Annotated in this window: 23 protein-coding genes; 13 read left to right on the top strand and 10 right to left on the bottom strand. The window is 73.7% G+C overall.

The genetic code is table 11. The features are described 5' to 3' along the window. The first annotated feature begins 78 nt into the window (after positions 1–78). Positions 79–999: a lysostaphin resistance A-like protein gene (locus DFP74_RS24450; RefSeq protein WP_370013525.1), complete on the top strand. Its 921-nt coding sequence runs from the start codon at positions 79–81 to the stop codon at positions 997–999. Positions 1,000–1,001: 2 nt separating this feature from the next. On the opposite strand, the gene DFP74_RS24445 is transcribed toward DFP74_RS24450, so the two are convergent. Next, positions 1,002–1,754, bottom strand: a complete 753-nt coding sequence (locus DFP74_RS24445) for an SDR family oxidoreductase (protein WP_121185106.1) — start codon at positions 1,752–1,754, stop codon at positions 1,002–1,004. A gap of 70 nt (positions 1,755–1,824) precedes the next feature. Between DFP74_RS24445 and DFP74_RS35075 the strand changes: the two genes are divergently transcribed. Further along, on the top strand, positions 1,825–2,697 hold the full coding sequence (locus DFP74_RS35075; protein ID WP_121185104.1) for a LysR family transcriptional regulator: 873 nt from the start codon (positions 1,825–1,827) through the stop codon (positions 2,695–2,697). Positions 2,698–2,752: 55 nt separating this feature from the next. On the opposite strand, the gene DFP74_RS24435 is transcribed toward DFP74_RS35075, so the two are convergent. The 3 genes from DFP74_RS24435 to DFP74_RS24425 all read right to left on the bottom strand — a co-directional run bounded on the left by DFP74_RS24435 (position 2,753) and on the right by DFP74_RS24425 (position 4,096). After that, a complete protein-coding gene (locus DFP74_RS24435; RefSeq protein ID WP_121185102.1) occupies positions 2,753–3,121 on the bottom strand; it encodes a VOC family protein in 369 nt (122 codons plus the stop codon). A 38-nt stretch (positions 3,122–3,159) separates the two neighbouring features. Continuing rightward, on the bottom strand, positions 3,160–3,567 hold the full coding sequence (locus tag DFP74_RS24430; protein WP_121185100.1) for a helix-turn-helix domain-containing protein: 408 nt from the start codon (positions 3,565–3,567) through the stop codon (positions 3,160–3,162). 136 nt (positions 3,568–3,703) lie between these two features. Continuing rightward, entirely contained in the window at positions 3,704–4,096 is a 393-nt protein-coding gene (locus DFP74_RS24425) for an SgcJ/EcaC family oxidoreductase (protein WP_121185098.1), read from the bottom strand. Positions 4,097–4,293: 197 nt separating this feature from the next. Between DFP74_RS24425 and DFP74_RS24420 the strand changes: the two genes are divergently transcribed. Both DFP74_RS24420 and DFP74_RS24415 read left to right on the top strand, forming a co-directional pair. Further along, on the top strand, positions 4,294–5,076 hold the full coding sequence (locus tag DFP74_RS24420; RefSeq protein WP_121185096.1) for a thioesterase family protein: 783 nt from the start codon (positions 4,294–4,296) through the stop codon (positions 5,074–5,076). A gap of 162 nt (positions 5,077–5,238) precedes the next feature. Next, positions 5,239–6,096 carry an SDR family oxidoreductase gene (locus DFP74_RS24415; protein ID WP_121185094.1) on the top strand — a complete coding sequence of 286 codons (858 nt, stop codon included), beginning with the start codon at positions 5,239–5,241 and terminating at the stop codon, positions 6,094–6,096. A 70-nt stretch (positions 6,097–6,166) separates the two neighbouring features. Here the strand turns inward: DFP74_RS24415 and DFP74_RS24410 are convergent, their stop codons facing one another. Further along, positions 6,167–6,931, bottom strand: a complete 765-nt coding sequence (locus DFP74_RS24410) for an IclR family transcriptional regulator (RefSeq protein WP_121185092.1) — start codon at positions 6,929–6,931, stop codon at positions 6,167–6,169. 77 nt (positions 6,932–7,008) lie between these two features. On the opposite strand from DFP74_RS24410, the gene DFP74_RS24405 reads away from it, so the two are divergent. Then, positions 7,009–8,199, top strand: coding sequence for a 4-hydroxybenzoate 3-monooxygenase (locus tag DFP74_RS24405; protein WP_121185090.1), 1,191 nt, complete (start codon positions 7,009–7,011; stop codon positions 8,197–8,199). A 229-nt stretch (positions 8,200–8,428) separates the two neighbouring features. After that, positions 8,429–9,691, top strand: coding sequence for an aromatic acid/H+ symport family MFS transporter (locus DFP74_RS24400; protein WP_199725772.1), 1,263 nt, complete (start codon positions 8,429–8,431; stop codon positions 9,689–9,691). Between the two features lie 59 nt (positions 9,692–9,750). Here DFP74_RS24400 and DFP74_RS24395 read toward each other — a convergent pair whose 3' ends face one another. After that, on the bottom strand, positions 9,751–10,401 hold the full coding sequence (locus tag DFP74_RS24395) for a TetR/AcrR family transcriptional regulator (protein WP_121185088.1): 651 nt from the start codon (positions 10,399–10,401) through the stop codon (positions 9,751–9,753). A 154-nt stretch (positions 10,402–10,555) separates the two neighbouring features. On the opposite strand from DFP74_RS24395, the gene DFP74_RS35070 reads away from it, so the two are divergent. The 7 genes from DFP74_RS35070 (at position 10,556) to DFP74_RS24360 (ending at position 19,608) form a co-directional block, all read left to right on the top strand. Beyond that, entirely contained in the window at positions 10,556–10,783 is a 228-nt protein-coding gene (locus DFP74_RS35070; protein WP_305037066.1) for a DUF2637 domain-containing protein, read from the top strand. A gap of 450 nt (positions 10,784–11,233) precedes the next feature. Continuing rightward, the gene (locus DFP74_RS24380; protein ID WP_158613047.1) at positions 11,234–14,452 is read left to right on the top strand and encodes a WD40 repeat domain-containing protein; all 3,219 of its coding nucleotides are present in this window, start codon (positions 11,234–11,236) and stop codon (positions 14,450–14,452) included. Between the two features lie 205 nt (positions 14,453–14,657). Next, positions 14,658–15,368 (top strand): hypothetical protein, encoded by a 711-nt coding sequence (locus tag DFP74_RS34665; protein ID WP_233571143.1) that lies wholly within the window; start codon positions 14,658–14,660, stop codon positions 15,366–15,368. Beyond that, on the top strand, positions 15,365–15,538 hold the full coding sequence (locus tag DFP74_RS34660; protein ID WP_233571142.1) for a hypothetical protein: 174 nt from the start codon (positions 15,365–15,367) through the stop codon (positions 15,536–15,538). The genes DFP74_RS34665 and DFP74_RS34660 overlap by 4 nt, the downstream gene beginning before the upstream one ends. Positions 15,539–15,732: 194 nt before the next feature. Further along, entirely contained in the window at positions 15,733–17,919 is a 2,187-nt protein-coding gene (gene helR, locus DFP74_RS24370) for an RNA polymerase recycling motor ATPase HelR (protein ID WP_370013425.1), read from the top strand. A 202-nt stretch (positions 17,920–18,121) separates the two neighbouring features. Next, positions 18,122–18,967 carry an NAD(P)H-binding protein gene (locus DFP74_RS24365; RefSeq protein WP_121185080.1) on the top strand — a complete coding sequence of 282 codons (846 nt, stop codon included), beginning with the start codon at positions 18,122–18,124 and terminating at the stop codon, positions 18,965–18,967. Positions 18,968–18,990: 23 nt separating this feature from the next. After that, entirely contained in the window at positions 18,991–19,608 is a 618-nt protein-coding gene (locus DFP74_RS24360; protein ID WP_121185078.1) for a TIGR03086 family metal-binding protein, read from the top strand. 57 nt (positions 19,609–19,665) lie between these two features. Here the strand turns inward: DFP74_RS24360 and DFP74_RS24355 are convergent, their stop codons facing one another. The 4 genes from DFP74_RS24355 to DFP74_RS24340 form a co-directional block, all read right to left on the bottom strand. After that, positions 19,666–20,052, bottom strand: coding sequence for a helix-turn-helix domain-containing protein (locus DFP74_RS24355; protein WP_233571141.1), 387 nt, complete (start codon positions 20,050–20,052; stop codon positions 19,666–19,668). Between the two features lie 126 nt (positions 20,053–20,178). After that, positions 20,179–20,700, bottom strand: a complete 522-nt coding sequence (locus DFP74_RS24350) for a DoxX family protein (protein WP_121185076.1) — start codon at positions 20,698–20,700, stop codon at positions 20,179–20,181. Positions 20,701–20,899: 199 nt separating this feature from the next. Next, the gene (locus tag DFP74_RS24345) at positions 20,900–24,112 is read right to left on the bottom strand and encodes a glycoside hydrolase family 38 C-terminal domain-containing protein (protein WP_121185074.1); all 3,213 of its coding nucleotides are present in this window, start codon (positions 24,110–24,112) and stop codon (positions 20,900–20,902) included. A 90-nt stretch (positions 24,113–24,202) separates the two neighbouring features. After that, the gene (locus tag DFP74_RS24340; protein ID WP_370013524.1) at positions 24,203–24,892 is read right to left on the bottom strand and encodes a DUF6518 family protein; all 690 of its coding nucleotides are present in this window, start codon (positions 24,890–24,892) and stop codon (positions 24,203–24,205) included. Between the last annotated feature and the right edge of the window lie 160 nt (positions 24,893–25,052).

Here is a 25,052-nt window from a genome sequence, read left to right as displayed (position 1 = left end):
GCGTCGACCGCGTCCGATCCGTACGTGCCCGCCGGGCCGCCGCCCCGTCGTCGCGGCCCGCGGCCGGTTCCGCCGGGAGTGCCCTACCACCGGGTCCTCGCCGACGACAAGCGCCGGATCTGGCGGGGCATCGCCGCGCTCGTGCTCCTGATCGGGGGGATGTTCGTCTTCAACATCGTCCTGACCGTGGTCGGTGTCGCCATCGACTTCCTGCTCGGCAGGGACAGCATGCTGATGGGCGGCACCGAGTTCACCCCCGTGGCGATGGCCGCGCACCTCATCTCCCTCGCGCTGCTCACCCCGTGGAGCATGCTCATCCAACGGTGGCTCTACGGGGTTCGAGGTGCCTCCCTGCACTCCGTGGCGTCCCTCTTCCGGCCCGCGGCGTTCGGCCGGGCGGCCCTGGTGATCCTTCCGATCTGGGCCGTGTACCTGAGCGTCGCGCACGCCTTCATCCCCGTGGAGGAGGTGCCCTGGAGCTTCATGGACCTGATCGCGATGTTCGCGGTCATCCTCGTCCTGGTGCCGCTGCAGTCGGCGGGTGAGGAGTACGGGCTGCGCGGGCTGGCCTTCCGGGTCGCCGCGAGCTGGGGGCGCGGACCGCGCGTGGCGCTGATCCTCGGTGTCGTGGTGTCGAGCCTGCTGTTCATGGCGATCCACTTCGCGCTCGACCCGTGGCTCAACCTGTACTACTTCACGTTCGGGGCCACGCTGGCCATCATCACGTGGCGCACCGGCGGAGTGGAGACCGCGGTCGTGATCCACGCGGTGAACAACACCATCTCGTTCCTCACCGTCGTCCTCCTGCGCTCCGACCCGGCGGCGTGGATGGAGCGGTCGGCCGGGGCGGGCTCGGCGCAGCTGCTGGTCCCCTGCGCGCTCCTCATCGCGATCACGGCCGTGGTGTGGTGGCGCACGCGTGAGACGGGCCCGGCCCTGACCCCTGACGGGACCGACGCCCGCGAGGGCGCGTCCCGCCAGGAGCGGGAAACCCGCTGACGCTACCAGGGCACGGGGCCCTGGTCGTCGGAGAAGGTTCCGGTGGGGCCTTCAGCGGGGACGGTCGCCATCCGGACGGCGGCCGCCGCGCCCTGGACGGGGGTGCGGTGGCCGGTGTGGCCGTTCAGGTCGGTCGCGACGAAGCCGGGGCACACGGCGTTGACCAGGATGCCGTCGGGGCGCAGCTGCCTGGCGTACTGCAGGGTCAGCGCCGTCAGCGCGGACTTGGACGGGATGTAGCCGACGCAGATCGGGGGCTGCTCGTGCGCCCAGGCCTCCTGGTCGGCCATGAGCGACAACGAACCCGCCGCGCTGGAGACGTTGACGATGCGCGGGGCGGGTGAACGGCGCAGGAGCGGCAGCAGGGCGTCGGTGACGGTGACGACGCCGAAGACGTTGGTGTCGAAGATCCGACGGACGACAGCGAGGTCGACGGTGCCGGGGCGCTGGCTGGACAGGTCGCTTCCCGGGGGCACGGCGACGCCCGCGTTGTTGACCAGCGTGTCGAGCCTGCCGTGCCGGGCCTGGATCCCGGCGGCGGCAGCGGCGACCGAGGCGGGGTCGGTCACGTCGAGGACGAGCGCTTCGGCGTCGGCGCCGGTGGCGCGGAGCTCCGCGGCCGCCTTCTCGCCGAGTTCGGCACTGCGGGAACCGAGCACGACGGTGTGGCCGAGGGCGGCGAGCCCGCCGGCGATCTCACGGCCGATGCCCTTGTTGGCGCCGGTGACCAGGGTGATGGGGTGGGTGTCGTTCATGGCTTCAGCCCACCACGGCCCGGTCCGCGCGGGCCAACACCGATGCTGGCCCGATCGATACCCTACGGGTATGGACGCACCGGAGACGCGGGAGCTGGAGTACTTCGTGGCCGTCGCCGAGGAGCTGCACTTCGGCCGCGCGGCCCAGCGGCTCGGGATCGCGCAGCCACCGCTGTCCCGCGCGGTGCAGCGGCTCGAACGGCGGATGGGCGTGGTGCTGCTGGAACGGACGAGCCGTGCGGTGAGCCTGACTCCGGCGGGCGCCGTCTTCCTCGCGGAGAGCCGCAAGGCACTGGACGCGCTCGCCGCCGCGGTACGGCGGACGCGGCGGGCGGGGCGGAGCGAGCCACGCCTGCGGGTGGCGATGAAGCCCGATGGGGACGCGGGGCTGATGGAGCGGATCCTGCCGGAGTACCGGCGGGAGCCGGAGGCCGTGGCGGTCGAGGTGGTGGTGTGCGGGATCGGTGAGCAGGCGCCGATGCTGCGCGACGGGCGCGTGGACCTCGCGTTCCTGCACGACCCGCACGACGACCTGGCCGGATTCGACACCGAACGGCTGCTGACCCTGGACCAGGTGGCGGTGCTCCCGCGCGGGCACCGGCTGGCCGACCGCGGCGCACTGGTACTGGCCGACCTCGACGGCGAGCCGTTCCCCCGGTGGCGCGGGACGGACCCGGGGGAGTCGGACGGCCCGGAGGTGCACGACGTCGGGCAGCTGATGCAGCTGGTCGCCCTGGGGCAGACGGTCGCCGTGGTCCCGGAGTCGGTGCGGCGCCAGGCGCGCTCGGACGTGGTGTGCGTACCGGTGGTCGACGCGCCGAGGAGTTCGATCCTGCTGGCGTGGCCCGAGCGGACGCGGTCGATGGCGGTGGCGGCGTTCGTACGGCTCAGCGTGCGGATCGCGGCCGGGGACCCCGTGGCGGGCACGGCGCCGCAAACCTAGGCGCGCGTCGCACACGCCCCAGGGCCCGAGTCGGGGGCCGGTGGCGGTGGTCGCGTCAGTCGGCGATCACGCAGAACGGATGCCCGGCCGGGTCGGTGAACACCCGCCACCGGTCGCCGCCCGGCTGGGCGTCGGGTCGGCCCGCGCCCCACTCCAGCAGCAGCGCCTCGGCCTCGTCCAGGTCCCCGGCCGTGAAGTCGAAGTGGCTCTGCTGCGGCGCGCTCGGATCCGGCCAGCGCGGCGGGCGGTGGTCCTCGACCCGTTGGAAACCGAGCACGAGGCCGTCCTCGCGCACGAGCGCGGCGAACTCCTCGTTCGAGCGCTCGTGCGGGCGCCATCCCGTGGCCCGTCGGTAGAACGCGGCCAGCGCCTGCGGGTCGGGGCAGTCGAGCGTGATCGCGGTGAGCTGCGTCAGTGGGGGCACGGCGGGTCCCTTCGATCGCCCGTGCGGCGTCGGCGCGTTCAGCGGGTGGAGGCGGTGTCGGCCGAGGCACTGACCTCGGCGATGGCGTGGGTCTGCGCCCAGTCCAGCAGCGGCAGTAGGAGCTGGGTGACTTGTTCGCCGCTGTCGGTCAGGCTGTAGACCACGAACGGCGGGACCACGGGGCGGGCGTCGCGCAGGACGAGGCGGTCGGCCTCCAGGGTGCGCAGGGTCTGGGCCAGCATCTTCTCGCTGATGCCGCCGATCCCGCGCAGGAGTTCGCTCCAGCGCCGGGGCCCCTCGGAGAGGGCGACCAGGACGAGGACGCCCCACTTGCTGGTGATGTCGCCCAGGAGGCGACGGGACGGGCAGTTCTCGGACAGGACCTGTCCGCCGACGGTCAGGACCTCGGAGGAGTCGAACGGCGTCGAGGGGGACGGTGTCGTCATTCCTCGACGATACCTGTCCAGATCAAGAGACCTCCGTCCTTCCAGGGATCCGTGCCCGCCGGCCCCGGAAGCGGTCGGGCCCGCGGCCGGCGGGGGCGGCCGCGAGCCCCTGCGAAGGGCCGGAGGAGAACACCCGCTAGTCGACGCGAACCTCGGTGTTCTGGCCCGCGTGGAGCAGCCACCTCCCGTCCCGCTGTTTCGTCATGACGTAGAGCGGTGCGCCTTCCGACTCGCCCTCGGCCGAGTGGTAGACCTGTCGCACCTTGACGGCCGCCACGTCCGGCCGCAGGAACTGCGTGTGCACCGCCTCGTAGGTGACATCGCCGTCCCAGGTCGCCCCGGGCAGGACGGCGCGGGTGAACTCGGCGATCGCCTCGAAGCCGATCAGCACCTTGCCGTGCGCGGTCGTCCAGAGGGCGTCGGGGAGGAAGAGCGCCAGGAACCCTTCGGCGTCCTTGGCACGCTGGGTGCGCTCGACGGTGGCGACGACTTCTTCGATGGCCTTGATGTCCGCGGTTTCGGTGTCCATGCGGATCAGTGTGTTACCTCAAGGAAAGTTGAGGTCAAGCGCGGGAGAGGTCCGGCGGTGAAGGCGGCGGGGCGGTTCCCGGGGGCGGCGGGCGGTGGGATAGCGTGACCCTCGGTTTATGACGACTGTCATAAGCACGTGTCCGCCGGACCCGGGCGCGGGGCGCCGGCCGTACTCTCTCCCCAGGAGGCCGCAGCATGGGAACCGGGCCCGAAGCGTTCTACCTGCCCCTCGACGACCACACCTACGAGCCAACCGCGGCCACCGAGAGCCCGTGGGACAGCCGCGCCCAGCACGGCGGCCCGCCCTCCGCGCTCCTGGGCCACGTGATCGACCAGGCGGCCGGCCCCGGCCTGCGCATGGGCCGGATCTCGGTGGACTTCCTCGCGCCCATCCCGCGCCTGCCCGCGCGGGTGGAGGTCACCACGCTGCGGCCCGGCCGCAGCGTGCACCTGACCCAGGCCGACATGATCATCGACGGGCGCACCGCGGTGACCGCCCGGGCCTGGCACATCGCCACCGGCCCCACCCCGCCGGTGCGCGGCGAACCCGTGGCGCCGCCGGCCCTGCCCGCGCCGGCCGGGAAGGACCCCTTCGCCGGCCGCGCGGACTGGGGGTACGGCCGGGCCATCGAGTGGCGCTTCGTGCGGGGCGGCTTCACCGCCCTCGGCGCCGCCCAGGTGTGGACGCGGGTGCGCATCCCCCTGGTGGCGGGGGAGAAGCTCACCGGCGCGGCCCGCGCCCTGATCGTCGCGGACTCCGCCAACGGCCTGTCGGCCGTCCTGCCGATGGACGAGTGGCTGTCCATCCCGCCCACCATGACCGCCACCCTGCTGCGCCACTCCGAGGGCGAGTGGACGTACATGGACTGCGGCACGGAGCTGTCCGACGACGGCCTCGGGCTCTCGCGTGCCGTGCTGTCCGACGCCGAGGGCCGGCTCGGCGAGGTCGCCCAGCCCCTGCTCGTGCGGCGCCGCTGACCCGGCGGTCGTCGACCGCCCGGAGGCGACGGGCGCCTGCGGTGGAGACCGTTGTACTAACTAAAAAGTGGGTACAAGAACTTTGGAATGTGCGAATGGGCGGCCCGGTTGGCACCACACAGCGGCCGGGAACCTCCCGGTCCACGATCGGAAGGACCGTTCATGTCCGTCGTCATCACCGGTGCCACCGGCCGCCTGGGCCGCCTCGTCGTCGAGGACCTCCTGGCCGGCGGCCTGCCCGCCGACCAGATCACCGCCACCGGGCGCGACACCGCGAAGCTGGCCGACCTGGCCGCCCAGGGCGTCAGGACGGCGCGCGCCGACTTCGGGGACCCCGCTTCGCTCAAGGCCGCCTTCGAGGGGGCCGACACCGTGCTCCTGGTCTCGGGCAGCGAGGTCGGCCGACGCGTGGACCAGCACCGCAACGCGGTCGAGGCGGCCAGGGACGCCGGGGTGGGCCACCTCGTCTACACCAGCGTGCTCAACGCCGCCGAGTCCAGCCTCATCCTGGCGCCGGAGCACAAGGCCACCGAGGAGATCATCCTCGCTTCGGGCCTGACCCACACGCTCCTGCGCAACGGCTGGTACACCGAGAACTACGAGCAGCAGCTCCAGCAGGCGCGTGAGACCGGCGCCGTCCTCACCAGTGCCGGAGCGGGCCGGGTGGCCAGCGCCTCGCGTCCCGACTACGCCGCGGCCGCGGCCGCCGTGCTGCGCGACCCCGCCGCCCACGCCGACAGGGTCTACGAGCTCTCCGGCGACACCGCGTGGACCTTCGACGAGCTCGCCGCCGCGATGGGCCGGGCCCTGGGCCGGGAGGTCGTCGTCCACGACGTGACCCCCGAGGGGCACCAGGCCGCCCTGATCGGCGCCGGTCTGGACGAGGGCACCGCGCGGTTCGTCGTGGGCCTGGACACCGGCACGCGCGAGGGCGGGCTGGCCTCCGCCACCGGTGAGCTCTCCCGCCTCATCGGGCGCCCGACCACCCCCATGGCCGAGACCCTCGCGTCCCTGGCGTGATCCTCCGGGTCCGGCTCCCCGCCCGAGCCGGACCCACCGCGCCGCCGCGCCGCCGCGCCGCCGGGACCGCTCAACTCTCCATGGCCGCCAGGCGCCGGCCGAGCCCTTCGGCCCCGGTGCGCAGGGCCGGGACCAGCCGCGACAGGTCGGCGCGCACGGTCCGGACGACGATGCCCAGGGCGGCCGCCGGCGGGCCCGCACCGACCGGGACCGGGACCGCCACCGAGCACGAGCCCAGGGACATCTCCTCGCTGGTCGAGGCGTAGCCGCGCTCGACGGCCGTGCGCAGCTCGCGCAGCAGCCGGCCCCGCTCGGTGATGGTGTGCCGCGTCTGCCGGGACAGCGGGCGGTCGCAGTAGGCGCGGACGAAGTCCTCGTCGGCCCAGGCGAGCAGGGCCTTGCCCACGCCGGTGGCGTGCAGGGGAAGGTGGGCGCCCACCCGGGAGAGCACGGGGACGGAGCGGTGGCCGGACAGCTTCTCCACGTACAGGGCGCGGTCCCCGTCCAGGACGGCGAGGTGGATGTTCTCCCGGGTCGCCTCGTACAGGTCCTGCATGAACGGCAGGGCGGTCTCGCGCAGCCGGTCGGACACGGGGGCCAGGAGCCCGGTCCGCCACAGGCGCAGACCGATCCGGTAGCGCCCGTCGGCGTCGCGGTCCAGCGCGCCCCAGGCCACCAGGTCGCCCGCCAACCGGTGCGCGGTGGCGGGCGGCAGTCCCGAGCGCCGCGCGAGCTCGGTCAGGGTGGCGCTGGGGTGCGCGGCGTCGAAGGCGCCCAGGAGGTCCAGGGCGCGGGCGGTCACCGAGCGACCCGCCGCTGTGCTGTTGCCGGCCATGGCCCCATTCTCGCCGATCTTCCACTGGACGGAACGTCCCGCTGGTCTGTGACCTGCCCCACCGATTCAGTGGGGGCATGAACGCACTCACAACCCGTACCCAGGTGGCCATCATCGGGGCCGGTCCCGCCGGCCTGACCCTGTCCCACCTGCTGGCCGCACGCGGCATCGACTCGGTCGTCGTGGAGACGCGCGGCCGCGAGGCGATCGAGAGCACCATCCGCGCCGGTGTCCTCGAACAGGGCACCGTGGACCTGCTGACGGGGACCGGGGTGGACACCCGCGTGCTGACCGAGGGCGTCAGGCACGACGGAGTCGAGTTCCGCTTCGGCGGCCGGGGCCACCGGATCGACTTCGCGGGACTGGTGGGCCGCTCGGTCTGGCTCTACCCGCAGCACGAGGTCCTCAAGGACCTGATCGCCACCCGCCTGGCCCGCGGCGCCGACATCCGTTTCGGGGTGAGCGACGTGGTGCCCAGCGGTGTGGAGACCGACAGCCCGGCGGTCCACTTCACCGACGCCGAGGGGCGGCGGGTGCAACTGCGCTGCGACGTGGTGGCGGGCTGCGACGGGTCGGCCGGCGTGAGCCGCGCGGCCCTGCCCGAGGACCGGCGCGTGGACCACTTCCGCACCTACCCCTTCGGCTGGTTCGGGATCCTGGCCGAGGCGCCGCCTTCCTCGCCCGAGCTGGTCTACGCCCACTCCGACCGCGGGTTCGCGCTGATCAGCACCCGGACACCCGAGGTGCAGCGGATGTACTTCCAGTGCGCCCCGGACGAGGACGCCTCGACCTGGAGCGACGCCCGGATCTGGGACGAGCTCCAGGCGCGGGTGGCCGGCGACGGCTTCGCGCTGAAGGAGGGGTCCATCTTCCAGCGCGGTGTGATCCCGATGCGCAGCTACGTGTGCGACCCGATGCGCTTCGGCCGGCTGCTGCTGGCCGGGGACGCGGCGCACACGGTGCCGCCCACCGGGGCCAAGGGCCTGAACCTGGCGGTGGCCGACGTCATCGTGATGGCCCGCGTGCTGGGGGAGTTCCTGGCCTCGGGGGAGGAGCGGCACCTGGACTCCTACGGGCCCACGGCCCTGCGCCGGGTGTGGCGGGCCCAGCACTTCTCGTGGTGGATGACCTCGATGCTGCACACGCCGCCGGAGGCCACGCCCTTCGACGTCCAGCGCCAGCTCGGCGAGCTCGACATGGTCACGAGCAGCCGGGCGGGCGCGGCCTACCTGGCCGAGGCGTACACGGGCTGGCCGATCGACGACTGATCCACGCGCCCGACTCCCACGACCCGACTCCGACGATGCCCGCGGTCGCGGCCGCGGGCATCGTCGTGCCTCAAGTGTTCGCTATATGAACAGTTGTGTGTATAGCGAACGCATGGCACTATGTCGTGCTGTGTCGCAGATCATTTCGTTTGTGGCTCTACATCACGTTCATGCCTGAACATCCTCTTCGGGTGTTCCCGCGTGTCAGGAGAACTGGAGGAGGCGCTCCGTGGACCGAACCGTGCGCCACACCGGGTGGGTCATGCCCCTGTGCTGGATCGCCGTGCTGCTCGACGGCTTCGACATGGTGGTGCTCGGCACCACGCTGCCCACCCTGCTCGACCAGGCGCAGTGGGGCATCACACCGAACAGCGCCTCGGCGGTCTCGACGGCCGGTCTGGCCGGGATGGCGATCGGCGCCCTGTTCATCGGCACGGTCACCGACGTGATCGGCCGCCGCAAGGTGATGATCGTGGCCGTCGCGAGCTTCTCGCTCTTCACCGCCCTGTGCGCGCTGGCCCCGTCGCTGTTCGTCTTCGGCCTGCTGCGCTTCCTCGCCGGCGTCGGCCTGGGCGGCTGCCTGCCCACCGCGATCGCCCTGGTCACCGAGTACGCCCGCGGCGGCCGCGGCGGCAGTGCCACGACGACGATCATGACCGGCTACCACGTGGGCGCCGTCCTGACCGCCCTGCTCGGGATCCTCGTCCTGCCCTCCCTGGGCTGGCGCGCCATGTTCGTCATCGGCGCCCTGCCCGCCCTGGTCCTGGTGCCCCTGATGGTCGCGCGCCTGCCGGAGTCGCAGGACCTGTCCGAGAAGCCGACGGGCCGGCCCGCCGTGGGCCAGGGGATCCAGTCGGTGCGGTCGCTCTTCCAGGGCGGCATGGCCCGGTCCACGATCGCGTTCTGGGTCGCCTCGTTCCTGGGCCTGCTCCTGGTCTACGGGCTCAACACCTGGCTCCCGGAGATCATGCGCGCCGCCGGCTACGAGCTCGACGCGGCGCTGGGCCTGTTGCTCGCCCTCAACGTCGGCGCCGTCCTCGGCCTGGTCGTCGCTGGCCGGGTGGCCGACCGTTTCGGTCCGCGTCCGGCCGCGCTGGGCTGGTTCGCCGTCTCGGCGCTGATGCTGGCGGCGCTCAGCGTCAAGCTGCCGGGCGCGGGCGCCTACGTCGCCGTGCTGCTGGCGGGCTGCTTCGTGTTCAGTTCCCAGGTGCTCGTCTACGCCTACATCGGGCGGGTCTTCGCGCCCGCCAACCGGGCCACCGCGCTCGGTTGGGCCGCCGGTGTCGGCCGCCTCGGCGCGATCACCGGGCCCATCCTCGGCGGCCTGCTGCTCACCGCGGGCCTGGCCTACCCGTGGGGCTTCTACGCCTTCGCGGTGATCGGCGTGCTGGGCGCCGCCGCGGTCTTCGCCGTCCGGCGGTCCGGCACGGCCGCGCCGGAGCCGGCCGGCGAAGGCGCGGGCGCCCGTGCGGTGTCCGCGGACCGCGACTGACCCGCGCACGAGCAGGGGTGCCGGGAGCCCAGTGCTCCTGGCACCCGTCGCCTGTGCCCTCAGTCCTGGTCGGACAGGCGGGCCACCAGGGCGTCTATCACCGTCTCGGTCACCGCGGCCATGTCCACGGCCTCCGGGTCCAGCAGCCACTGGACCTGTAGGCCGTCCATCACCGCGATGATCGCCGCGGCGGCCTCGTCGGCCCGGGTGCGGCCGTCGGGGCCGGGGGCGGAGGCCGCCGCGCGCGCCCGAGGGTCGAGGCGGTCGAGCACGGCGTCCCCGATCTCCTGGCGCAGCACCGTGAACCGTTCCCGGAACCACGCCTGGGCCGGATGGCTGTCGGTGGCGCTCTCCGCCGACAGCACCGCGTAGAGCTGCGTCGTGCCGGGGCGTTCGGCGTTGCGCTGGGCGGTGGCCACCAGGTGGTCGAGCATCCGGCTGCCCTCGGGCGCCGGGTCGGTGTCGTCGCGCAGCTCCAGGACCGCGGTGAGCAGGGCGTGCTTGGACCCGAAGTGGTGCAGCACCCCGGCCGGAGTGATGTCGAGCATCGCCGCGATGTCGGCGAGCGAGGTGTTGTTGAAGCCCTGCGTGGCGAAGGCGTCGGCGGCGGTGCGCAGGATCTGCTCGCGCCGGTTCACCCGCTTGCGCGGCGCTGGGGCCCCGTCGTCGTCGGCGGGGCGGATGTCCGCTGCGGGGGTCGTCTCGCTCATGCCAGCTGTTCTCCAGTTCATCGCACCCGGGGGTACTCGGGACCGTCGGTGCCCGACGCCCACGGTATCGAGACTCCCATAGGAACCCTTGCTTAATGAACATTCAGTAAGTATGGTTCCGGCCTAAGAGACCTACTTCACACGGCATGGGGTCATGACTTCTCACCTGCGCGATCGCGTCGCCCGCCTCGGCGAGCCGGAGTGGCGGGCGGCCCTGTTCCCGCTCTCGGTCGACGGCATGATCGTCGGCGCTTCCATGACGCTGTTGAGCGACGCCCGTCACGGCCGCAAGGGCGGCCTGTGCTGCGGGGGTCCTCGTGGAAGGCAACCACCGCGTGGTCGGCGAGCCGCCGCTGCGCGGCGTGGGCGAGGGCGCGGGTGACCCGGCCAGCTGCGGGGCGGACACGATGACTATCCGCTGGTTCGGGTCGGCCACAGCAGCCGCCACTTCAGGGTCGGCGTCGCGTTCGATGTAGGGGTTCTCTTCCGGGCCGGAGATGGAGGCGCGGGTGGACTTCGACGAGCACAGCCGCGTCACGAACATCGACGGCACCATCACGGCGGCCGGAGGCTGACACCCCCGCGGCCCCGTGCCGTGACCGAAAAACCTGGACCCCGCCTCCATGGACGAGCGGACACGCGCCGTCTACGCCCGCGCCTACTCCGCCCCGGGCGCGGTCAGGGCGGGCACGCCTGGTACCAGGTGCTCACCGACGACATCGGGCACCTGAAGGGCTATGACCGGCTGGTCGCTACAGGCCCCGGGCGTACCTGGAGACGCGGACGCCGCTCTCCTCCGATCCCTGTCGGTGCCGGGGGGTAGCTTCGCCGCATGAACCCCTCTGACGCCCCACGGACAGCCGATCACGTCCTCACCGACGCCACCCGCCTGGTGCACGCCGACCCCGACGAGATCCTCCCGCTGCTGCCCCGCGCGGACAGCGCCCCCGCCCGCCTGGCGGCGGCGGTCTACCGCACCTCCGCGCACCGCCACCGCCGGGTCGACCCCGCGCGGCGCGCCCAGGCGCTCGTCCTCGACGCCGCGCGCTGGGGCGCCGACGCGCTCGCACGTGACCTGGCCGCCGTGCCCGTCGTCCCCGGACAGGACGGAGCCACCGTCGACTGGAACACCGGAACGCCGCCGGACAACCGCCTGATCCGGCGTTTCTCCGGTCGCACCGACCACGTCGCGGCGGTGGTGACCGCGGTCCTGGACGGGCGTCCCGTCGTCGTCACCGGCAGCTTCGTCGCCGACAACGTGCGCGTGTGGGACCCCGCCACCGGCACGGAGCTGCGCGAACCCACGTTCGCTAACCCGACTGCCGTGGCCACCACGGTGCTGGACGGGCGCCCCGTCATCGTCACCGGCGAGCTGCTGGGCGGAATCCGCAGGTTCGACCTGGCCACCGGCGCCGAGATCGGCACCGCCATGGCCAGTCACGGCAGTGCCCAGGCGATCGTCACCACGCGGCTCGCCGGACGCCCCGTAGCGGTGAGCTGCGCCCACGCGTCCGACGCCGTGCAGGTGTGGGACCTGGAAGCGGAAACGCGCGTCGGGGAGCCGCTGAACGGCCACACCGGTCTGGTAAAGGGTGCGGACCTGGCCCAGGTCGACGGGCGCGCGGTGCTGGTCACCTCAAGCGTGGACGGCACCGTGCGCCTGTGGGACCTCGCCGAGGGCACGCAGATCGGCGAGCCCCTCGACTGCCACAGCGACGCCGTGGCCACGACCGTCCTGGACGGCCGCCCGGTGGCGGTCACCGGCGGGCCCGGGAACGCACTGCTCGTCTGGGACCTCGCCGACCGTACCCTCGTCGGCGCGCCCCTGTACGGCCACGACCTGGGCCCCGCCGACATCGCCGTCGCGGAGGCCGGTGGCCGCCCGATCGCCGTCAGCGCGGGCTACGACCGCACCGTGCGGCTGTGGGACCTCGCCGGGGGTACGCAGATCGGCGGTGCCCTCACCGACCACACCGACGCGGTGACCAGCGTCGCCGTCACGGAGCTGGACGGCCGCCCCGTCGCCGTCACCGCGAGTCGGGACGAGACCGTGTCGCTGTGGGACGTCTCCCCGCAGAGTCCGGACCGGCCACGGCCGGTGGAGCGGAAGGACCGGCCGGTGTGGCGGGTGGACTGGTCCACCGGGGCCGACCTCAGCGAACGCGCGCTCACGTCGATCCTCGGCGGAAGCGACGAGCTGGCATCCGGATTCCTCCACGGTCGTCCCGTCGTGGTGTCCGCCGACGACCGGAACCTGCGGGTACTCGACCCCGCCACGGGAGAACAGGTCGGCGAGCCCCTGACCGGCCACCGCGAGTGGGTGACCGCGGTGGCGGTCACCGAGCTGGAAGGGCGGGCCGTCGCCGTCAGCGCCTCCGCCGACAGCACGGTGCGATTGTGGGACCTGGCCGAGAGCGCCCAGATCGGCGAGCCGATGACGGGGCACACCCGCACGGTGTGGGCGCTGGCCGTCACCGAGGTCGAGGGGCGCGTCGTGGCCGTCACCGGCGGCGCCGACAGGACGGTGCGATTGTGGGACCTGGCCGAGCGCGCCCAGATCGGCGAGCCGCTGGAGGGCCACACGGCCCCGGTCGCCGCCATCGCCGTCACGGAGCTGGACGGCCGCCCGGCCGCCCTCGTCGCGGGAGGCGCCTTCCCCCAGAAGGAAACCGCCGTGCACGTCTGGGACCTGGCCACCCGTGAGCCGCTGGGCGCCCCCCTCGACGCGGGCACGTGTGAGGTGCGGGCGATCGCCACGACCGTGCTGGACGACGGGCCCGTCGCCGTAGTCGTGGCCAGAGACACCACCATCGTGTGGGACCTGACCACGCGCACCGAGATCCGCCGTCTGCCGATCGAACTCCACAATCCCCGGGCCATCGCCGTCGCCCGGGTGGACGGGCGCGCCGTGGCCGCTATCGGTGACGGCACGGGCGAGGTCCTGGGGAGCGCCGTGCGTCTGTGGGACCTCGCCACCGGCGACCTGATCGGTGGCCCGTTGGCCACCGACGAGACCAAGGCCGCGACGGTCGCGGAGCTCGACGGCCGCCCCGTCGCGATCACCGGGGGCAAGGGCTCCGTGTGCCTCTGGGACCTGTCCGCGAGCCCGCCGGCCGCGGCCAGCCCGCGCCCCGGCCACGTCGGCGGTCTGGTCGCGGCCGCGATCACCGAACTCGACGGCCGCCCCGTCGCGGTCACCGCCGCCCAGGACGGAGGCACCGTGCGAACGTGGGACCTCGACAGCGGAGAACGCGTCGGCGCCCCCATCGACCTGGGGTATTTCAACGACATGGCGGTCACCGAGGTGGACGGGCGCCCCGTCGCCGTCATCAGCCCGGACATCGACTTCGGCGCCTGGGACCTCGCCACCGGCGGGGAACTCCTGCGTCACCCGACCGACCACGACGCCGAGGTGCTCACGATCGCCGTGGCACGGGACCGCGACCGCCAACTGGTCATCACCGGCACCGGGGACAACGCGGTCTCCGCGCACGTCCTCGACACCGGGGCCCGGGCCGGTCAGCGCAGGACGACCTTGCACTACGATCCCGTCCGCGCGGCCGCCGTCGCCGAGGACGCACAGGGCCGTCCGCTCGTGGTCACCGTGGGCGGCTTCGCGTCGCACGAGGCCAACGTGTGGCAGGCGCGCAACGGCCGTCAGGTGTGCTGGGCGGACGTGGGCCACACCGACGCCGTGAACGCCGTCGTCACGCTGCCCCTGAACGGCCGGACGGTCGCGGTGACGGCCGGCCGCGACAGGGCGGTGCGCGTGTGGGACATCGAGGACGGCAGGGCCGTGCTGACCCCGCTGAACGGCCACACCGGTTCCGTCGAGGCGATGGCGGCGGCGGTCGTCGACGGCCGTCCGCTCGTGGTGTCGGGCGGTGAGGACCGCACCGTTCGGGTGTGGGACCTCGCCGACGACCACCCGGTCGGCGACGAAATCGTCTTCCCCCACCCGGTGACCGCGCTCGCCCTCAGCTCCCAGGGGCGTCTGGTCGTGTGCTTCGGCGGCGACGTCGCGGTGTTCACCCGGGTACCCGCGTCCTGACCGCTGACGCTGAGGACCCGTCACCGGGTGGGGGCGGCGTGGCGGGGCGGCAGCGGTCGGCACCGGTCGCGGCGTTCACCGAACTGTCGTACGGCTTTGCCACCATGGTGCGGACCATCAGCCACCCCCGTGTGAAAGTAGCTTCCCGTGTCGAAGCAGAGCGGTGCCCCCGCCGACCGACTCCTGAACCCCCGGGTCCGAGAAGATGGCCGAGCCGTCGGTGGCGACGGTGTTCGGGTACTTCTCGCACATTCTCGCCGTCGCGGTCAAGGCGCGGAAAATACCGGCCAACCCGGCCCGCGACGTACGCCTGACCACAGGAGAGTACGAGGCCGAACGGCAGGTGGCTACGCCCGTGCAGTTCCTGAGGGCTGCTATGCGGCTGCACGTGTCCTTCGGGCGGACCGGATTCATGCTGGCGTTGATGAACGGCTATGCGGGGGCGGGCTGGTCGGAACTCGTCGGACTGCGACCGCACGACTATGACGAGGCCGACCGCGCCGTCCCGACACGCACGCCGCTGTTGGAAGCCGGCGGAAGGTTCGAGATGGCAAAGAAGCCGAAGACCCCAGCAGGAAAGCGCTCGATTCAGCTCCCACCGTTCGTGGACTCCCTCTACACGGACCTGATCAAGTCCTGCCAGTCCGACTACCTGTTCACCGGTTCCCAAGGAGGGCTGGTCCGGCGTGCGAACTTTCGGACGTCGCATTGGCGTCCTGCGTGGGACGGAGATCCCGGGTGCGGACAGACGTGGATGAGGCGGCCGATCCTGCCGGGGTTCACCTTCCACGAGGCCGGCACACCCATCGGACCTGGCTTGCCGAGGACGAGCTTCCCGAAGTCGCTCGTGCGGCGAGGCTGGGACACAAGATGCAGGGAATGGGACGGGTGTACGAGCACGTCACGCCCCGCATGAGGCAGCGTGTCCTCACGGTGCGCGAAGGCCGGTGGGAACAGAGTGTCGCCGCTCTGTCCGACGAGAGGGACGTGCTTTTCGGTATGGTGCCCTCGCTCGAAGAGCACTGCCGTGTGGGGCTGCAGCGCTTCTGGCGCGGCGGACTCACCGCGGGAGCGGTCAAGGGCTGATCCCAGGCCGCGACAACGGTCGACGGCGGGCTCCGGGAAAGGACACCGGGGCCCGCCGTCGTCGTGCGAGGAGGGGGCGTCCGCGGGAGCGGACGAGGGGGAAGGGGGCCTTTGGCCACTCCCTTCCACTCTCAACGTATAGCGCACCCCGGGGCTTGTGGCAAGACCCCCTCCATGGCGGACAATCATCGATCGTGAGCAGAACCGATGACGGGGGAAACGTCGTGAAACCGCAGGCCAGTACCGCGTTCGCCCTCCCAGAGCACCTGTCGGCCAAGGCCGACCCCACGCTCGTCGCCGACGACGAGCGCCACTTCGCGGCCATCCGGGAGAGCCTGGACCGGTCCATCGCCGACCTGTCCGACCGCCTCGACGCCATGCGCCGTGCGCCCCGGGGCAACCACCGGGAGAACCTGGACCGGGACACCGAGGTCCACCGCCTGTCCGCCCGACTGCGCGCCCTGCGCCGCTTCGGCCTGGACCTGTGCCTCGGGCACATCGTTCCCGCCGACGGAACCGGGCCGGTCTACATCGGCCGGTTCGGCCTGACCGACGACAAGGGGCGGCGCCTGTTGCTCGACTGGCGCTCGCCCGCCGCCGAGCCGTTCTTCGCCGCCACCCACGCCGAGCCCATGGGCCTGGCGAGCCGCCGCAGGTACCGCTGGACCCGCGGCCGGATCGGCGACTACTGGGACGAGGTGTTCACCGAGGAGGGGTTCGGGGGGCACGCCGCGCTCGACGACCAGTCCGCGTTCATCGCCGGCCTGGGCGCCCACCGGTCGGACCGCATGCGCGACGTGCTCGGCACCATCCAGGCCGACCAGAACGCCATCATCCGCGCGGGTTCGGCCGGAGCCCTGGTCGTCGACGGAGGCCCGGGCACGGGCAAGACCGTCGTGGCGCTGCACCGTACCGCCCACCTGCTCTACTCCGACCCGCGCCTCGGGCACCGGCGGGGCGGTGTGCTGTTCGTCGGTCCGCACCACCCGTACCTGGCCTACGTCGCCGATGTCCTGCCCAGCCTGGGCGAGGAGGGCGTGCGGACCTGCACCCCGCGCGACCTCGTCCCCGAGGGGGCCACGGCGGAAGCGGAGACCGATCCGGAGGTCGCCCGCCTGAAGTCGTCCGCGCGGCTGGTGCGGGCGATCGAGCCGGCCGTCGGGTTCTACGAGCGCCCGCCCACCCAGGCGACGACGGTCTCGACGGACTGGGCCGACCTCCGGCTGACCGCCGCCGACTGGGCCGAGGCCTTCGCCGCGGTGGACCCGGTGGTCCCGCACAACGAGGCGCGCGAGGTGATCCTGGCGGAACTGGTCGAGATCGCGACCGACAGGATCGACGACGAGGACGTCACGCCCGACATGGTCCGGGCGGCGCTGTCGCGGGACGCGGAGCTCATCCGGACACTGCACCGCGCGTGGCCGCTGCTCGAACCCACCGACATCGTCGGCGACCTGTGGTCGGTGCCCGCCTACCTGCGCATGTGCGCCCCCTGGCTCGACCCCGAGGAGATCCGCGCGCTGCGGCGCCCGCAGGAGCGGGCCCAGGAGTGGACGGTCGCGGACCTGCCGTTCCTGGACGCGGCACGGCAGCGGCTCGGCGACCCGAAGGCGTCCGAGCTCAAGCGCCGCCACGACGCCTCGGCCGCCGCCGAACGCGAGCGCATGGCCGGGGTCATCGACGACCTGTTGCACGCCGACGACGACGGCGAGGGGGTGGTGACGATGCTGCACGGGCAGGACCTGCGCGACAGCCTGGTCGACGAGGCGGCACTGCCCGGCGCCGAGTCGGACCCGCTCGCCGGCACGTTCGCGCACATCGTCGTGGACGAGGCCCAGGAACTGACCGACGCGGAGTGGCAGATGCTGCTGCTGCGCTGCCCGTCCCGGAGCTTCACCATCGTCGGCGACCGCGCCCAGGCCCGGCACGGGTTCACCGAGTCGTGGCGGGAGCGGCTCGCGCGGGTCGGGTTCGACCGGGTCGAGGTGGCCTCGCTGAGCATCAACTACCGCACGCCCTCGGAGGTCATGGCGCAGGCCGAGCCGGTCATCCGGGCCGTGCTCCCCGACGCCAACGTGCCGACCTCCATCCGCGACGGCGGCGTCCCCGTCGTGCACGGGTCGGTGGCGGACCGGGACCCGGTGCTGGAGACCTGGCTGGCGGAGAACGCGGAGGGGACCGCCTGCGTCATCGGCGATCCCGTCTTCCGCCCGACGCCGCGGGTCCGGTCGCTGACGCCGGAACTGGCGAAGGGACTGGAGTTCGACCTCGTCGTCCTGGTCGATCCGCGGGACTTCGGCGAGGGCGTCGAGGGGGCGGTCGACCGCTACGTCGCGATGACCCGGACGACCCGGCAGCTCGTGGTCCTCACGAGTTCCTGACGCGGCCGAAACTCCGTGAACCGGCCCTGACCCGCGCGAACGGGAGTGCGTACCCCCGAGTGGTGACCCGGGGGTGCGCCGCTTTCCCCTAGGTTCCCGCTGGGGCGGCGGTGTTACGTTCGGCGCGCCGCGGCGGGGTGGGCCCGAGTCCACGCCGCCGCGGGAACCGCGCAGCGCCGTCCACACCCAGGAGGAACCGACCATGATCGTGGTCACCGGAGCGACCGGCAACATCGGCCGACACCTCGTCACGACGCTCGCCGCGGCGGGCGCGAGGGTCAGGGCGGTCGCGCGCCGCCCACCGGACACCGAGGCCGCCGAGGGGGTGGAGTACCGGGCGGCCGACCTGTCCCGCGCCGCGGACCTGCCCTCGGTCGTCGAAGGCGCCGACGCGCTCTTCCTCCTCCTGGGACCGGAGCTGTCGGCGAGCGGGGAGGCCGCGGCCGCCGTCACCGACCACGCGCGGGCGGCGGGTGTGCGGCGGATCGTCGCCCTGTCCTCGCAGGCGGCGGGGACCCGGCCCGACGCCCTCTCCCACGCCGGACTGCGCGCGCTGGAGGAGGCGGTGCGCGGCTCGGGCCCGGCCTGGACGCTCCTGCGCCCGGGCGGTTTCTTCACCAATGCCTACGGCTTCGCCGCCACCGTCCGCGAGCGGCGCACGGTCCTGGCGCCGTTCGGCGACGTCGCCCTCCCGGCCGTCGACCCCGCCGACATCGCCGGGGTCGCGGCCGCCGCGCTGCGCGACTCCCGCCACGAGGGCCGCACCTATGTGCTGACCGGGCCGGAACCGGTCTCCCCGCGGCAGCAGGCGGTGGCGATCGGCGCGGCGCTGGGCACCCGGGTCGGCTTCGTCGAACTCACCCGGGAGCAGGCCCGGGAGCACCTGCTCGCCGCCATGCCCGCGCCCGTCGCCGACGGCACCCTCGACATCCTGGGCGCGCCGACCGAGGAGGAGGTCCTGGTCAGCTCGGACGTCGACAAGGTCCTCGGCCGGGCGCCGCGCACGTTCGCCGACTGGGCCGTGCGCAACGCCGCGGCCTTCCGATGACAACCCCCGAGAGCGAGACCACCATGAGCGAGAGCACCACCGACCCCGCTACCGCCGCCGACCCGGCGCACACCGACCCGCGCGAGGCCCTGACGGGCGCCGTCGCTCTGGTGGGCGAGGTGATCGCGCGGACCCGCCCGGACCAGTCCGACCTCGCCACGCCCTGCCCCGACTACGGCGTCCGCGACCTGTGCCGCCACCTGGTGTCCGTGGGCCGCCGCGTGGCCGTGCTCGGCGGCGGGGGCGATTTCCACAGCGTCCCGCACTTCGCCGAGGACGTCGCCGACGGACAGTGGTCGGCCGCCTGGGACGCCGCCGCGGGGGACATCACGACCGTGTGGTCGGACCCGGCGGTCCTGGGCCGCGAGATCGCCCTGCCCTGGGGCCCGGTGCCGGGCGCCGTGGCGGCGGTGAACCACACCACCGAGTTCGTCCTGCACGCCTGGGACCTGGCCGTGGCGACCGGTCAGGACCCCGAGTGGGACCCGGCCGTCCTCGCGGGGCCGCTGGCCGCCATGCATCGCGCGGTCCCGGCCGAACCGCGCACGGCGCCGGTGCCGTTCGGCCCGGTCGTGCCGGTCCCCGACGACGCCCCCGGCATCGACCGGCTCGTGGCCTGGTACGGGCGCCGGCCCCGCTGAGGCCGCGCCGGGCCCGCGCGCGCCGACGGGCACCGGCCCCGGCGCGGCCGGGCGGGCTCAGGCCCGGGGGCGTGCGGCGTCGTCGTACTCCCGCCGGGCCCGCTCGACCTCGGGCAGGTGGTCGGTGGCCCAGTGCGACAGCGACGCGAAGAGCGGGGCGAGGCTGCGGCCCAGCTCGGTGATCTCGTACTCCACCCTGGGCGGGACCTCGGGGTGGTAGGTACGGCGGACGAGCCCGTCGCGCTCCAGCTGCCGCAGCCGCTGGGTGAGCACCTTGGGCGAGATGGCTCCGATCCTGCGCTGGAGCTCCACGAAGCGCAGCCGCCCGTACTCGTTGAGCGTCCACAGGGTCGGGGTGGTCCACCGGCTGAAGACGATGTCCACCACGGGGGCGATGGGACAGGCCTGGGCGGGCGGAGTCGGGTCGCGCAGGGGCTGGGCCACGGTCCTACCTCCAGGGAAGTCGCTTTCCTTCGGGAAGCAGCGTAGCGCCCCCCGGGCGGGGTCGGTGTTCAGGGACGGGACCGGGGGACCGGCCGCCCCGGGAGGGGAGACCGGTCCCGGCGGGGGTCAGGCGCGCAGGAGGAGCACGATGCCGGAGGTCCCGGCGCCCAGGACGACGGCGGCCAGGCCGTAGTACAGGTGGTGCCGGTGCAGCACGGGCAGGAGCCGGTCCCCGGCGTAGCGCCCCGGGCCCGCCACGGCGATGGCGGCGGCGGCGAGCGCGAGCACCAGCGGGTACTCCATTCCGCCGAAGAAGCCGTCGCTCCAGTGGAACGCGGCGGCGTTGAGCATGACGCCGATGGCCGCGGCGCCGGCCAGCGGTGTGAACAGGCCCAGGGCCAGCCCGAGGCCGCCCAGGAACTCGCTGAGCCCGGCCACCACGGCCATGAGCTCTCCGGGGCGGTAGCCCGCGGCGGCGAAGAACTCGCCGGTGCCGCTGATGCCGTTGCCGCCGAACCAGCCGAACAGCTTCTGTGTGCCGTGGGCGGCCAGGGTCAGTCCGCAGGTGGCGCGCAGGAGCAGCAGGCCGAGGTCGAACGCGTGGTCGGTGGAGGCGTGGGGTGGGGAAGACGTGGCGACAGAGGTCATGGGGGGTCCTCGTCTCATGAGCGGGGGGCAGGGGGCGGGGGCCGCGACGCTGCGGCCCACGGCGGGCGGCCGCAACCGGAGGAGTGGGGGTGCGGCCGCCCTCGTGAGACAGCTCTGGGAGCGCTCCCAGAGCTGGGCTGATTATCCGTGTCCCTGTGGGTTCTGTCAACGGCCCATGGCCGTGTGTGACCGCAGGGCCTCAGCGCCGTAGACGCAGCGTGAGGATCTGGAACGGCCGCAGTGTGACGGCGATCGGGCCGTCCCCCTGCCCGGACCCCTCGCCGCCCACCGTGGTGTCCAGGACGGGAGCGTCGTCGAACTCCTCCTCCAGGAGGTTCACCGCGCGCGCCCCGCTCACCGGGAAGCCCGGCCGTACGGCCACGCGGGCGCGCCCGCCACGCGCCTCGTACAGCCGCACCACGACGTCGCCGGAGCGGTCGTCGGCGAGCTTGACCGACTCCACGACCACCCCCGGATCGTCGACGCGCACCAGCGGCTCCACGGCGCCCGCCCCCGGCACCTCGCGCGCGGGCAGGTTGATCCGGTACCCCTCGCGCACCGCGTCCTCGATCCGCGCCCCGGGCACCAGCGCGTAGTGGAACCGGTGCAGGCCCTGGTCGGTCTCCGGGTCGGGAAAGCGCGGAGCGCGCAGCAGCGACAGCCGCACCGTCGTGGTCGTCCCGCCGTCCTCGCGCACGTCACGCGTCACGTCGTGGCCGTAGGTGCAGTCGTTGACCAGGGCCACGCCGTAGCCGGGCTCGCCGACGTGCACCCAGCGGTGCGCGCAGACCTCGAACCGCGCCGCGTCCCACGAGGTGTTGGTGTGCGTGGGGCGGCGGACGTGGCCGAACTGGATCTCGCAGGCGGCCTCGTGCGCACGCACGTCGACGGGGAAGGCCGCCTTGAGGAACTTCTCGCGCTCGTGCCAGTCCACGACCGTCGACACGTCCAGCCGCCGTTCCCCCGGGCCGAGCGAGAGGTGCTGCTCGACCGTGGAGGACCCGAAGGAGCGGGTCACGCGCACCGTCGCGGTGCCCGCGACCGCCTCGGCCGCGCCCGCTCCGGGGCCGAGCACCTCCAGGGTGTCCAGGCCGGTGAGGTCCTGGCGGGCGTTGCGGTAGAACGCGTCGACGTCCCACGCGTCCCACTGGTTGGGCACGTCCTGGTGCAGCTGGAGGAGGTTGCCCGGCCGCCCCGGTGCGAGGACCTCGCGGTCGGCCACCCGGTCCAGGACCGAGGTGACCAGGCCCCGCCCGTCCACGGTGACCGTCAGCAGCCCGTTGTCCAGCACGAAGCCGCCGTCCGGGCCCGGGCCGGCCGTCGCGGCGGCCTGTGGGGGCGCCGGCGCCGCGGCGGGCCGGGCGCCCAGCGCCGGGACCCCGTCGCGTTCGTGCGGCGCGGCGTTGAAGACGGTGCGCCCGCTCGCCGGGCTGTCGCCCGCCGGGCTGTCGCCCGCCGGGCTGTCGCCCGCCGGGCCGTCGATCGCCGGGCTGTCGCCCGCCGGGCCGTCGATCGCCGGGCCGTGGACCGTCTCCGGGCCGGGCCCGGCGGCCTCGGCGCCGGCGCCCGCCACCAGAGCCGCCTGCGCCGCCCCGATGATCTCGGCCAGCTCCGCGCCAGCCTCGGCGTAGGCGGTGGCCGCCTCGCGGTGGACCCACGCGATGGAGCTGCCGGGCAGGATGTCGTGGAACTGGTGGAGCAGCACCGTGCGCCAGACGCGCTCCAACCGCGCGTAGGGATAGGCCGCCCCCGTGCGCACCGCGGCGGTGGCCGCCCACAGTTCCGCCTCGCGCAGCAGGTGCTCACAGCGCCGGTTGCCCCGCTTGGTGGCGGCCTGGCTGGTGTAGGTGCCGCGGTGCAGTTCCAGGTACAGCTCACCGAGCCAGACCGGGGCGTCGGGGTACTCCTCCCGCGCACGGGCGAAGAACGCGGCCGGGTGCTCGACCGCCACCCGGGGCGACCCCTCCAGATCGCCCAGGCGCGCCGCCCGGGCGAGCATCTCGCGGGTGGGGCCGCCGCCTCCGTCTCCGTGGCCGAACGGCACCAGCGACCGCGTCGCCCCGCCCTTGTCGCGGAAGGTGCGGGAGGCGTGTGCCAGTTCCGCCCCGGTGAGTTCGGCGTTGTAGGTGTCCACCGGCGGGAAGTGCGTGAAGACCCGGGTGCCGTCCAGGCCCTCCCACCAGAAGGTGTGGTGGGGGAACGGGTTGACCTGGTTCCAGGAGATCTTCTGGGTGAGGAACCAGCGCGATCCCGACAGCCGTACCAGCTGGGGCAGGGCCGCGGAGTAGCCGAAGGAGTCCGGCAGCCACACCTCCTGGGTGTCGATCCCGAGCTCGTCGCGGAAGAACCGCTTGCCGTAGGCGAACTGGCGGGCCAGCGCCTCCGACCCGGGCATGTTGGTGTCCGACTCCACCCACATCCCGCCGACGGGGACGAACCGTCCGTCCCGGGCCAGCCGCGCCGCCCGGTCGAACAGGTCGGGCCGGTGCTCCTTGAGCCAGGCCCACTGCTGGGCCTGGCTCATCGCGAACACGAAGTCGGGCCGGTCCGTCATCAGACCGATGACGTTGGCGCTGGTCCGCACGACCTTGCGGACGGTCTCGCGCAGCGGCCACAGCCAGGCGGAGTCGATGTGGGCGTGCCCGACGGCCGAGATCCGGTGGGCGCTCGCCGCGGCGGGGGAGCGCAGCGCGGGAGCCAGCGCGCCGCGCGCCCGTTCGGCGGTTCCGGGGACGTCCTGGGGGTCGAGCGCGTCCAGGGCGCGCTCCAGCGTACGCAGCAGTTCCCAGCGCCGCGGGTCCCCGGTGTCCAGGGTGTGCATGAGCCCGCCCAGGACGTCCAGGTCCATGGCCAGCTCCCACACGGCCGTCTCGAACACGGCCAGGTCGGCGCGCAGCAGCCGGTACAGGGGCCGGTCCGCGGGTCCGGGGCCCTCACCCAGGTCCGTGGGCCGGAAGGGAGGGTGGTCGAGGATGACGGGATTGGCGGCCGCCTCGACGTGGAACTCCACCACCGTGCCCGCGGCGCCCTCCACGGGGATCCAGGCGTTGCGCGGATGCAGGCCCTTGACGACGGTCCCGTCGGGGCGGTGGACCAGGCCCTCGCACTGGAAGCCCGGCATGCCCTGGTCGAAGCCGAGGTTGACGACGGCCTCCACGCGGCGGCCCGCCCACGCCTCGGGGATCCGGCCGCGCAGCCGGAACCACGTCGTGCCCCAGGCGGGCCCCCACGGGTCGCCGACCGAGGCGGGCGTGTAGGGCGCGCCGATCCCCCGCGCGGCGTCGACCGGTTCCCCGGGCACGTCCCAGCGGGCGACCTCCAGGGGGAGGGGAGCCGTGTACACCGCGGGCCACACCCGCTCGCGCAGCACCCGTTCGAGTCGGGCCTCGATCAGCCCGCGGTCGTCGTGCACGGTGGCCTCCGTTCGTCCGGGATCCCGTTCCGGCCACGGTGGCAGCGTGCGCGCGCGGGGTCAACGATCGTGGAGCCCCGCGCCCCCGCTTCAGGGCAGCAGGAGGAAGAAGCCGATCCGGTACACGACCACGAACAGCGCGGCGGTGCCCGCGCAGGTCGCTGCGGCCGTCAGGGCGGGGCGGACCCGCGGGAACCGGGCGGCGGCCGCCCGGACCACGAGCGCGACGCCCGCGACCGCAGATCCCGTCCAGTACACCGGCGAGGTGGTGTCGGCGATGGCCAGCAGGCCGTAGGCGCCCTCGCCGACCAGGACGCCGCCCATCGCCCCCGCGCCCAGGGGCGCGAGAGCCGTCCCGTGGCGGAGCGCGTGCCCGCCCAGGCCCAGGAAGGTGCCCACCACGACCGCGGCGACCAGCCAGAAGGCGGTGAAGCCCAGGGAGGCGTCGAACCCGCGCAGGAGCGATCCGAGGTCGTAGCCGAGCACCGTCATCAGCAGCGCCACCGGGCCCGCCACCGCGGCCGTCCGTCCGCCCCGAACGGTGGCGGCGAGCAGGAACGCCGCCAGGCTCCACGAGCCGGACGAGTTCGCCAGCGGCGCCAGCCCGTGGGGCAGCACGCCCTGGGCGTAGGAGGTCAGCACCCCCAGGCCGAGCGCCGCGGCCGCGACCAGGCCGTGTTTTTCTGAAGGCTTTCGGGTGAGCTCGCGGTCGTCAGGTCGTCTCTCGCAAGACGATGTGCGAAGTTCAGCCTGGTGGGCTTCACGAGCGCAGAGGCGCAGCGAGAGGCGGGCCTGGCGGCCGCGAGCCCGGAATGCTGCAAAAAACACGGCCTGGGCCCAGGGCGGTCCGGGCGGGAACGGGCGCGCGCTCGGTCCTCACGTCGTCGGTGTCCATGGTTCTCCCCCGTGTGTGCGGCCCCGGGAGCGGGTCGTACCGCTC

Origin of the sequence: Nocardiopsis sp. Huas11 (assembly GCF_003634495.1) — a bacterium.
Taxonomy (GTDB): Bacteria; Actinomycetota; Actinomycetes; order Streptosporangiales; family Streptosporangiaceae; genus Nocardiopsis.
This window is presented reverse-complemented; position numbering and strand designations above follow the sequence as displayed.